2 protein-coding genes are annotated in these 10,948 nt (G+C 74.4%); both read left to right on the forward strand.

The features are described from left to right. The first annotated feature begins 43 nt into the window (after positions 1-43). Positions 44-5,482: a beta-ketoacyl synthase N-terminal-like domain-containing protein gene (locus tag ACIG87_RS03675; protein WP_396847838.1), complete on the forward strand. Its 5,439-nt coding sequence runs from the start codon at positions 44-46 to the stop codon at positions 5,480-5,482. A gap of 74 nt (positions 5,483-5,556) precedes the next feature. Beyond that, positions 5,557-10,929, forward strand: coding sequence for a type I polyketide synthase (locus tag ACIG87_RS03680; RefSeq protein WP_396847840.1), 5,373 nt, complete (start codon positions 5,557-5,559; stop codon positions 10,927-10,929). Positions 10,930-10,948: the final 19 nt, after the last annotated feature.

Raw genomic sequence — 10,948 nt, forward strand, 5'->3', positions numbered from 1 at the left:
CCGTGTGGCCCGGCATCTGCTACCGAGTGATTGGGGGCGTCTGGTGAGTGCGTCGTATGAGAAGGTCGTCGAGGCGCTGCGACGGTCGGTGGCCGAGGTCGGCGAGCTGAAGAAGCGCAACCGCCAGCTCCTCGGCGCGTCCCGGGAGCCGATCGCCATCGTCGGGATGGCCTGCCGGCTGCCGGGCGGGGTGGCCGGGCCGGCGGACCTGTGGCAGCTGGTGTCCGAAGGCCGGGACGCGGTGTCGGGCTTCCCGACGGGCCGAGGCTGGGACCTGGAGAACCTCTTCGATCCCGACCCCGACCACTCGGGCACCTCGTACGTCAGCCAGGGCGGTTTCCTGCACGAGGCGGGGCTGTTCGACGCCGGGTTCTTCGGGATCTCGCCGCGGGAGGCGCTGGCCATGGATCCGCAGCAGCGGCTGCTGCTGGAGGCGTCGTGGGAGGCGTTCGAGAACGCCGCCGTCGACCCGACGTCGCTCAAGGGTGACGACGTCGGGGTGTTCGTCGGCACGGCCCCGCAGGGCTACGGGTCCGGTCCGATCGGGCCGGAGATGCAGAGCTTCGCGGGCACCGGGATGGCGTCGAGCGTCGCCTCGGGCCGGGTGTCGTACGTGTTCGGTTTCGAGGGGCCCGCGGTGACGATCGACACCGCGTGTTCGTCGTCCCTGGTGGCGATGCACCTGGCGGCGCAGGCGCTGCGGCAGGGCGAGTGCTCGATGGCGCTGGCCGGCGGGGTGATGGTGATGTCCAGCCCCAACTCCTTCGTCGTGTTCTCGCGGCAGCGGGGGTTGGCGGCGGATGGGCGGTGTAAGGCGTTTGCGGAGGGTGCGGATGGGATGGGGTTGGCGGAGGGGGTGGGGGTGGTGTTGTTGGAGCGGTTGTCGGTGGCGCGGGAGCGTGGGCATCGGGTGTTTGCGGTGTTGCGGGGTAGTGCGGTGAATCAGGATGGTGCGTCGAATGGGTTGACGGCGCCGAATGGTCCGTCGCAGCAGCGGGTGATTCGGGCGGCGTTGGCGGGTGCGGGGCTCACGCCGTCCGAGGTGGACATGGTCGAGGGCCACGGCACCGGCACGTCCCTCGGCGATCCGATCGAGGCGCAGGCGCTGCTGGCCACCTACGGGCAGGGTCGTGATCCCGGGAAGCCGCTGTGGCTGGGGTCGCTGAAGTCGAACGTCGGCCACGCGCAGGCCGCCGCGGGTGTGGCCAGCGTGATCAAGGTGGTGCAGGCGCTGCGGCACGGGGTGCTGCCGCCCACCCTCCACGTCGACGCGCCCAGCACCGGGGTGGACTGGTCCGAGGGCGCGGTGGAGCTGCTGACCGAGGCACGTCGGTGGCCGCGCGACGGGCATCCGCGTCGCGCCGGTGTGTCGTCGTTCGGGGTCAGCGGGACCAACGCGCACCTGATCATCGAGGAGGCCCCGGAGGAGCCCGCCGCCGAGGTGCCGACCGACGGGGTGGTGCCGCTGGTCGTGACGGCGCGCAGCGCGGCGTCGCTGGCCGGTCAGGCGGATCGGCTGGCCGGGCTCCTCGCGACGACCGCGCTGCCGCTCGCGGGCGTGGCCGGCACGTTGGTCGCGGGCCGGGCGGTGCTGGACGACCGCGCCGTCGTGGTGGCCGGTTCGACCGACGAGGCGCTGGCCCGGCTCGGTGCCCTCGCCCGGGGTGAGGACGCCGCCGGGGTGGTGACCGGTCACGGCCGCGCCCCCGGGAAGGTGGTGTGGGTGTTCCCGGGCCAGGGCTCGCAGTGGGCCGGGATGGGCCGGGAACTGCTGGAGTCGTCGCCGGTCTTCGCCGGCCGGATCGCCGAGTGTGCCGTCGCCCTGAAGCCGTGGATCGACTGGTCGCTGGAGGACGTGCTGCGCGGCGACGCCGACCCGGACCTGCTGGACCGGGTCGACGTGCTGCAGCCGGCCAGCTTCGCCGTGATGGTCGGCCTGGCGGCGGTGTGGACGTCGGCGGGCGTACGGCCGGACGCCGTGCTGGGCCACTCGCAGGGCGAGATCGCGGCGGCGCACGTGGCGGGGGCGCTGTCGCTGGAGGACGCGGCACGGGTGGTGGCGCTGCGCAGCCAGGCCATCGCCGCGACGCTGTCCGGCCGGGGCGGCATGGCCTCGGTCGCGCTGGGCGAGGACGACGCGGTCGCCCGGTTGCAGCCGTGGGCCGACCGGGTCGAGGTGGCGGCGGTGAACAGCCCGAGGTCGGTGGTGATCGCCGGGGACGCCCAGGCGTTGGACGAGGCGCTGGAGTCGCTGGCGGGCCAGGGCGTCCAGGTGCGGCGGGTGGCGGTGGACTACGCGTCGCACTCGCGGCACGTGGCGGATCTGCGCGACACGCTGGCCACGGCCCTGGCCGGGATCACCGCGCAGGCGCCGACGGTGCCGTTCTACTCGACGGTGACGGGCGAGTGGATTCGGGACGCCGCAGTGGTGGACGGTGACTACTGGTACCGGAACCTGCGCCACCAGGTCCGGTTCGCCCCGGCGGTGGCGGACCTGCTCGGCCGGCGGTTCGGGATCTTCCTCGAGGTCAGCGCGCATCCGGTGCTGGTCCAGCCGGTCAGCGAGCTGGTGGACGACGCCGACGTGCTGGTGACGGGCTCGCTGCGGCGCGACGACGGCGGCCCGCGACGGATGCTCACGTCGATGGCCGAGCTGTTCGTCCGCGGCGTGCCGGTGGACTGGACCGGGTGGCTGCCGGCCGGGGCGACGTCCGCCCGGGTGGAACTGCCGACCTACGCCTTCGACCACCGGCACTACTGGCTCCGGTCGGCCGACACGGCGACCGACGCGGCGGCGCTGGGGCAGTCCGTGACGGATCACCCGCTGTTGAGCGCCGTGGTGCGGCTGCCCCAGTCGGACGGGGTGGTGTTCACCTCGCAGTTGTCGTTGCGGTCGCATCCGTGGCTGGCCGACCACGCGATCGGCGGCGTGGTGCTCTTTCCCGGCACCGGCCTGGTGGAGTTGGCCCTGCGGGCCGGCGACGAGGTGGGCTGCCCGGTGCTGGACGAGCTCGTCACGGAGGCGCCGCTGGTGGTGCCCGAGCACGGCGGCGTCCGGGTCCAGGTCGCGGTGGGCGGACCGGACGACGACGGCGCGCGTCCGGTGGACGTGTACTCGCTGCACGAGGAGGGCGTCGACGGGTGGACCCGGCACGCCACCGGTGTGCTGTCGGCGAGGCCGGGCGACACCGGCGACAGGTTCGACTTCACCGCGTGGCCGCCCCCCGGCGCGCAGCGGATCGAGGTCGGCGACTTCTACACCGACCTGGTCGAGCGTGGTTACGGGTACGGGCCCGCGTTCCAGGGCGTGCGGACGGTGTGGCGGCGGGGCGAGGAGGTGTTCGCCGAGGTCGCCCTGCCCGAGGCGCACCGCGACGACGCCTCCGCGTACGGCATCCACCCCGCGCTGCTGGACGCGGCCCTGCAGACCGGCACCGTCGCCGCCGCGGCGGCCGGGACGGACGCGCAACCCGGGCGGTCGGTGATGCCGTTCGCGTGGAACGGTCTCGTGCTGCACGCCGTGGGAGCTTCGGCGTTGCGGGTCCGGGTCACGTCCGGTGGCCCGGACGCGATGACCGTCGAGGCCGCCGACCAGACCGGCGGCCCGGTCCTGACGATGGACTCGTTGGTGTTGCGCGCGGTGTCCACCGCACAGGTGGACCCGGCCGGGGCCAACTCCCTCTTCCAGGTCGACTGGGCCGAACTGCCCGCGGTCGCCGGGCAGCCGTCGCCGTCGTGGGTGGCGGTGGAGCACCCCGACGACGTGGCCGCGCTGACCGGCGCACCCGCGGCGGCGGTGCTGGAGGCGGTCGGGGACGGCGACGCGCTGGCCGTGACGTCGCGGGTCCTCGCGGTCGTGCAGGCGTGGCTGGCGGCGGTCGACCTGGACGAGTCACGGCTCGTGGTGACCACCCGGGGCGCGATGCCCGCCGGCGACGGCGTGGTGACCGACCCGGCCGCGTCGGCGGTGTGGGGTCTGGTGCGGGCCGCCCAGGTCGAGCATCCCGACCGGATCGTGCTGGTGGACTGCGACCCCGCCGCCGCCAGCGGAGCACAGGCGGTGCTGGGTGCGGTGCTGGCCAGCGGTGAGCCGCAGGTCGCGGTGCGCGGGACGACCCTGTCCGTGCCGCGTCTCGCCCGGGTCGCCCGGCCGGCGGACTCCCCGGCCGGGTTCGGCCCGGACGCGACCGTGCTGATCTCGGGCGCCGGCACGTTGGGCGCTCTCGCGGCCCGCCACCTGGTCGCCCGGTACGGTGTGCGGCGGCTGGTGCTGGCCAGCCGTCGGGGCCACGACGCCGACGGCGTGGCCGAGCTGACCGCCGAGCTGACCGCGCAGGGCGTCGAGGTGTCGGTGCGGGCCGTCGACCTGTCCGACCGGGATCAGGTCGCGGCCCTGCTGGCGGAGCAGCGGCCGACCGCTGTCGTGCACACGGCGGGGGTGTTCGACGCCGGGGTGGTCGGGGCGTTGACCCCGGAGAAGCTGGCCAGGGTGTTCGCACCGAAGGTCGACGCGGTGCGGCACCTGGACGAGCTGACCCGTGACCTCGCCCTCGACGCGTTCGTGGTGTACTCGTCCGCCTCGTCGATCTTCATGGGCGCGGGCAGCGGCGGCTACGCGGCGGCCAACGCGTACCTGGACGGCCTGATGGCCCACCGGCGGGCGGCCGGTGTGCCGGGGCTGTCGCTGGCCTGGGGGCCGTGGCAGCAGCTCACCGGCATGGCGGACACCATCGACGACCTCACCCTGGACCGGATGAGCCGGCGTGAGGGGCGCGGGGGTGTGCGGGGTCTGGGGTCGCAGGACGGCATGGAGCTGTTCGACGCCGCGCTGGCGTCCGGGCCGGCGCTGCTGGTGCCGGTCAAGCTGGACCTGCGGGAGGTGCGTGCCGACGCTGCCGCCGGTGGCGGTGTGCCGCACCTGCTGCGTGGCCTGGTCCGGGTGGCTCGGCAGTCGGCGCGGGCGGTGTCCGGCGGAGACGGGGGGCTGGCCCGCCGACTCGCCGAACTCACCCCGGCCGACCAGGAGGCACTGCTGTTGGACCTGGTACGGGCCCAGGTCGCGGTCGTGCTCGGGCACTCCGAAGCGGGTGCCGTCCGGGCGGACGCGGCGTTCAAGGACGCGGGATTCGACTCGCTCACCTCGGTCGAGCTGCGTAACCGGTTACGCGAGGCGACCGGTCTGAAGCTGCCGGCCACCCTGGTCTTCGACTACCCGAACGCGCAGACCCTCGCCCGCCACCTGCGCGACGAGATCGCCGTCGAGGAGGTCACCCCGGTCGATTCGGTGCTGGCCAACCTCGCCGGCCTGGAATCGGCGATCGGCTCCGTGGCCGGCGACGACGAGGCCCGCGACCGGATCACCGCGCGGCTGCGGGAGCTGCTGAACGCGGCCGAGGCAGCGGCTGATCCGGGCCCGTCCGACGACGACCTCGACACCGCCAGCGACGAGGAGCTCTTCGCGCTCGTCGACCGCTTCGCCTGACCACCGCACGACCCGCACGCAGCGGGCCCACCGACGGCAATCGCACACGGACATTCCCGGGGAGCTGAGTTCTCATGGCTGACGAGGTACAACTCCGCGACTACCTCAAGCGGGCCATCGGCGACGCGCGCGACGCCCGCAGACGGCTGCGCGAGATCGAGGACCAGTCGCGGGAGCCGATCGCGATCGTGGGGATGGCCTGCCGGTACCCGGGTGGGGTGACCTCGCCCGACGACCTGTGGCAGGTGGTGGTGGACGGGGTCGACGCGGTCGCCGACTTCCCCACCGACCGTGGCTGGGACCTCGCCGCCCTGTTCGATCCGGACCCGGACCGGGCGGGCACGTCGTACACGAGTCGGGGTGGCTTCCTCGACGGCGCGGGACTGTTCGACGCGGGCTTCTTCGGGATCTCGCCGCGGGAGGCGCTGGCCATGGACCCCCAGCAGCGGCTGCTGCTGGAGACCTCCTGGGAGGCGATGGAGCGGGCGGGCGTCGACCCGTCGTCGTGGCGGGGCGGCGACGTCGGGGTGTTCACCGGGCTGTCCAGCCAGGGCTACGGGGCCGGCTCCGGCCGTCCGGTCGCGCCGGAGCTGGAGGGATTCGCCGGCACGGGTGCCGCTCCGTGCATCGCGACCGGCCGGGTGTCGTACGTGTTCGGTTTCGAGGGGCCCGCGGTGACGGTGGACACGGGGTGCTCGTCGTCGTTGGTGGCGATGCACCTGGCCGTGCAGGCGCTGCGGCAGGGCGAGTGCTCGGCGGCGCTGGCGGGCGGCGCGATGGTGATGGCCCAGCCCGGCTCCTTCCTGTCGTTCTCGCGGCAGCGGGGGTTGGCGGCGGATGGGCGGTGTAAGGCGTTTGCGGAGGGTGCGGATGGGATGGGGTTGGCGGAGGGGGTGGGGGTGGTGTTGTTGGAGCGGTTGTCGGTGGCGCGGGAGCGTGGGCATCGGGTGTTTGCGGTGTTGCGGGGTAGTGCGGTGAATCAGGATGGTGCGTCGAATGGGTTGACGGCGCCGAATGGTCCGTCGCAGCAGCGGGTGATTCGGGCGGCGTTGGCGGGTGCGGGGCTCACGCCGTCCGAGGTGGACATGGTCGAGGGCCACGGCACCGGCACGGTGCTCGGTGACCCGATCGAGGCGCAGGCGCTGCTGGCCACCTACGGCCAGAGCCGGGATCCGCAGCAGCCGTTGTGGCTGGGCTCGGTGAAGTCGAACATCGGTCACACGCAGGCGGCGGCCGGGGTGGCCGGTGTGATCAAGGTGGTGCAGGCGTTGCGGCACGGCGTCCTGCCGCCCACCCTGCACGTGCAGCAGCCGAGCACCCAGGTCGACTGGTCGGCGGGCGCGGTGGAGCTGCTGACCGAGGCACGTCGGTGGCCGCGCGGCGACCGCCCACGCCGCGCCGGTGTGTCGTCGTTCGGGATCAGCGGGACCAACGCCCACCTGATCATCGAGGAGGCGCCCGACGGGACGCCCGAGGAGCCCGCCGACGTGGTGCCGGCCCCCGACGTGGTGCCGCTGGTGGTGTCGGCGCGCAGCGCGGCATCGCTGGCCGGACAGGCCGCCCGGCTCGCGTCGTACCTGGAGTCGGCCACGGTGCCGCTGGTGGGTGTGGCCGGCACGTTGGTGTCGGATCGGGCCCGGCTGGCCGATCGCGCCGTGGTGGTCGCGGGGTCGACCGGGGAGGCGGTGGCCGGGCTGGGTGCGCTGGCGCGCGGCGAGACCGCCCCCGGCCTGCTGACCGGTGCGGGCACGGCGGGCAAGGTCGTGTGGGTGTTCCCGGGCCAGGGCTCGCAGTGGGTCGGGATGGGCCGGGAGTTGCTCGACTCGTCTCCCGTCTTCGCCGCGCGGATCGCGGAGTCCGCCGCCGCGTTGGCGCCGTGGATCGACTGGTCCCCGATCGACGTGCTGCGGGGTGAGGCCGATCCGGGGCTGATGGACCGCGTCGACGTCCTGCAACCGGTCAGCTTCGCCGTGATGATGGGGCTGGCAGCGGTGTGGGCGTCGGTGGGTGTGGTGCCCGACGCGGTGATCGGCCATTCCCAGGGCGAGATCGCCGCGGCGTGCGCGGCCGGTGCGCTGTCGCTGGAGGACGCCGCCCGGGTGGTGGCGCTGCGCAGCCAGGCCATCGCCGCGAAGCTGTCCGGCCGGGGCGGCATGGCCTCGGTCGCGCTGGGCGAGGACGATACGGTCGCCCGGTTGCGGCCCTGGGCGGACCGGGTCGAGGTGGCGGCGGTGAACAGCCCGTCGTCGCTGGTGATCGCCGGGGACGCGCAGGCGTTGGACGAGGCGCTGGACGTGCTGTCCGGACAGGACGTCCGGGTGCGGCGGGTGGCGGTGGACTACGCCTCGCACACCCGGCACGTGGAGGACATCCGGGACGCCCTCGCCGACGCGCTGGCGGGGATCACGGCACAGGCCCCGGTGGTGCCGTTCTACTCGACCGTGACGGGGGCGTGGATCCGGGACGCCGGGGTCGTGGACGGCGGGTACTGGTACGAGAACCTGCGCCGGCAGGTGGGGTTCGGGCCGGCGGTGGCCGACCTGGTCACCCAGGGATACCGGGTGTTCGTGGAGGTGAGCGCCCACCCGGTGCTGGTGCAGCCGATCAGCGAGATCGTCGACGACACCGAGGCCGTGGTGACGGGGACGCTGCGTCGCGACGACGGCGGCCTGCGGCGGCTGCTGACCTCCATGGCCGAGCTGTTCGTCCGAGGTGTCCCGGTCGACTGGAGCGGTGTCCTTCCCCCCGTCGCCGGCCACCTCGACCTGCCGACCTACGCCTTCGACCACCAGCACTTCTGGCTTCAGGTCGAGCAGTCCGCGACCGACGCGGCGTCGCTCGGGCAGTGGGCGACGGACCACCCGCTGCTGGGGGCGACGGTCCCGTTGCCGCGCTCCGACGGCCGCGTGTTCACCGCACGGCTGTCACTCCGGTCGCATCCGTGGCTGGCCGACCACGCCGTCGGCGGGGTGGTGGTGCTGCCCAGCAGCGCGCTGGTGGAGCTGGCGGTACGGGCCGGCGACGAGGTGGGGTGTCCGGTGCTCGACGAGCTCGCGACGGAGTCGCCGCTGGTGGTGCCCGAGCACGGCGGGGTCCGGGTGCAGGTGTCCGTGAGCGGGCCCGGCGAGGACGGCGCGCGGACGGTGGAGGTGCACTCCCTGCCGGACGGCGTCGCGAGCGGGTGGACCCGGCACGCCGGCGCAGTGCTGTCCAGCACCCCGCCACCGGGTCCGGACTTCGACTTCACGGCGTGGCCGCCGGCCGGTGCGCAGCAGGTCGGGACCGCCGACCTCTACCTCGACCTGACCGGGCGTGGTCACGCCTACGGGCCCGCGTTCCAGGGGCTGCGCGCGGTGTGGCAGCGGGGCGAGGAGGTGTTCGCCGAGGTCGCCCTGCCCGAGGAGCAGCGCGGGGACGCCGGCGTCTACGGCATCCATCCCGCGCTGTTGGACGCCGCCCTGCAGCCGGCCCTGCCGACCGCCGGAGGTGGTCCGACCGCGCCGCGGCTACCGCTGGACTGGAGCGGGCTGGCCCTGCACGCGGCCGGCGCCTCGGCGCTGCGGGTGCGGCTGGTGCCCGGCCGGGCCGGCACCGTCTCGCTGGCGGCGGCCGACGAGACCGGCGCTCTGGTGGTGACGGCGGAGTCGGTCCTCGCCCGGCCGGTGCCCGTCGAGAAGCTCGCTGCGACGGCGGAGCCGCACGACGCGTTGTTCCGGGTGGAGTGGACCCGACTGCCCACCACGGCGGTGACGCCGGTCGACCGCCGGCCCGACGTCGAGGTCCTGGAGGTGGCCGGCGGCGCGGACGCCCTTGCCGTGACCTCGCGGGCGTTGGCCGCCCTGCAGACCTGGCTGGCCGGCGCGGAGGAGTCGCGGCTGCTGGTCGTGCTGCGGGGGGCGGTGCCGGTCGGCGAGGGGGTGGTGGTTGATCCGGCTGCGGCGGCGGTGTGGGGGCTGATGCGTTCCGCCCAGGCCGAGAACCCGGACCGGATCATTCTGCTGGACCTCGACGCCGACGACGCCGTGGAGCAGGTCCTGGGGTTGGTGCTGGCCAGCGGGGAACCGCAGGTCGCCGTACGCGCGGGGGCCCTGTACGTCCCGCGCCTGGCCCGCGCTGGCGAACCGGTGCGGACGGCTCCCGCCGGGTTCGGGCCGGACGGGGCGGTCCTGGTCTCCGGTGCGGGCGTGCTCGGCGCGTTGGTGGCCCGGCACCTGGTGATCCGGCACGGCGTACGGCGTCTCGTGCTGGCCAGTCGGCGGGGCCCGGACGCCGAGGGGACGGCGGACCTGGTCGCGGAGCTGACCGGGCAGGGCGCGGAGGTGTCGGTCGTCGCCTGCGACCTGTCCCACCGCGACGACGTGTCGGCCCTGCTGCGGGAGCATCGCCCGACTGCCGTCGTGCACACGGCCGGGGTCCTGGACGACGGCGTGATCGAGGCGTTGACCCCGCAGCGGTTGGCTCGGGTCTTCGCCCCCAAGGTGGACGCGGTGCGGCATCTCGACGAGCTGACCCGCAGCATGGACCTCGACGCGTTCGTGGTGTTCTCGTCCGGTTCGGGGGTGTTCGGCTCGCCGGGCCAGGGCAACTACGCGGCGGCGAACGCCTTCCTCGACGCCGTGATGGCGAACCGTCGGGCGGCCGGCCTGCCCGGGTTGTCGTTGGCGTGGGGTCTGTGGGAGCAGTCCACCGGCATGACCGCGCATCTCGGTGGCGCGGACCAGGCCCGGATGAACCGTGGTGGCGTGCGGGCGATGACGGCGGCGGAAGGCGTCGACCTGTTCGACGCCGCGCTCGCCTGCGAGCCGGCGTTGCTGGTGCCGGTCAAGCTCGACCTTCGGCAGGTGCGGGCCGGCGGTGCGGTGCCCCACCTGCTGCACGGTCTGGTGCGGCCGGGACGGCAGCAGGCGCGGGCCGCGGCCGGCGGGGACGGTGGCCTGGCCCGGCGGATCGCCGGACTCGCCCCGGCGGAGCAGGAGGCGCTGCTGTTGGACCTGGTACGGGCCCAGGTCGCGGTCGTGCTCGGGTACTCCGGTGCGGCGGCCGTCCGGCCGGACGGGGCGTTCAAGGACGCCGGGTTCGACTCGTTGACGTCGGTGGAGCTGCGCAACCGGCTGCGGGAGGCGACCGGCCTGAAACTGCCCGCCACGATGGCGTTCGACTACCCCACCCCGTACGTCCTCGCGCGTCACCTGCGCGCCGAGCTCGGCACCGGCGGCGACGCGCTCACCCAGGTCAAGGCCAGGATCGAGGAGGTCGAGTCGTTGATCGGCGACCTGGCGCTCGACGAGTCCACGAGATCCGCCCTCACGCTGCGCCTCCAGGGGCTGGTGGCCAGGTGCAACGGGGTCCGCGAGCAGGGGGAGGTCGCCTCGGTGGCGGAGCAGCTCGAATCCGCCTCCGCCGACGACGTCCTCGACTTCATCGACGCGGAGCTCGGGCTCACCTGACCTCGGTTCGCGGCTTCCC

Origin of the sequence: Micromonospora sp. NPDC051925, assembly GCF_044548625.1 — a bacterium.
Classification (GTDB): Bacteria; Actinomycetota; Actinomycetes; order Mycobacteriales; family Micromonosporaceae; genus Micromonospora.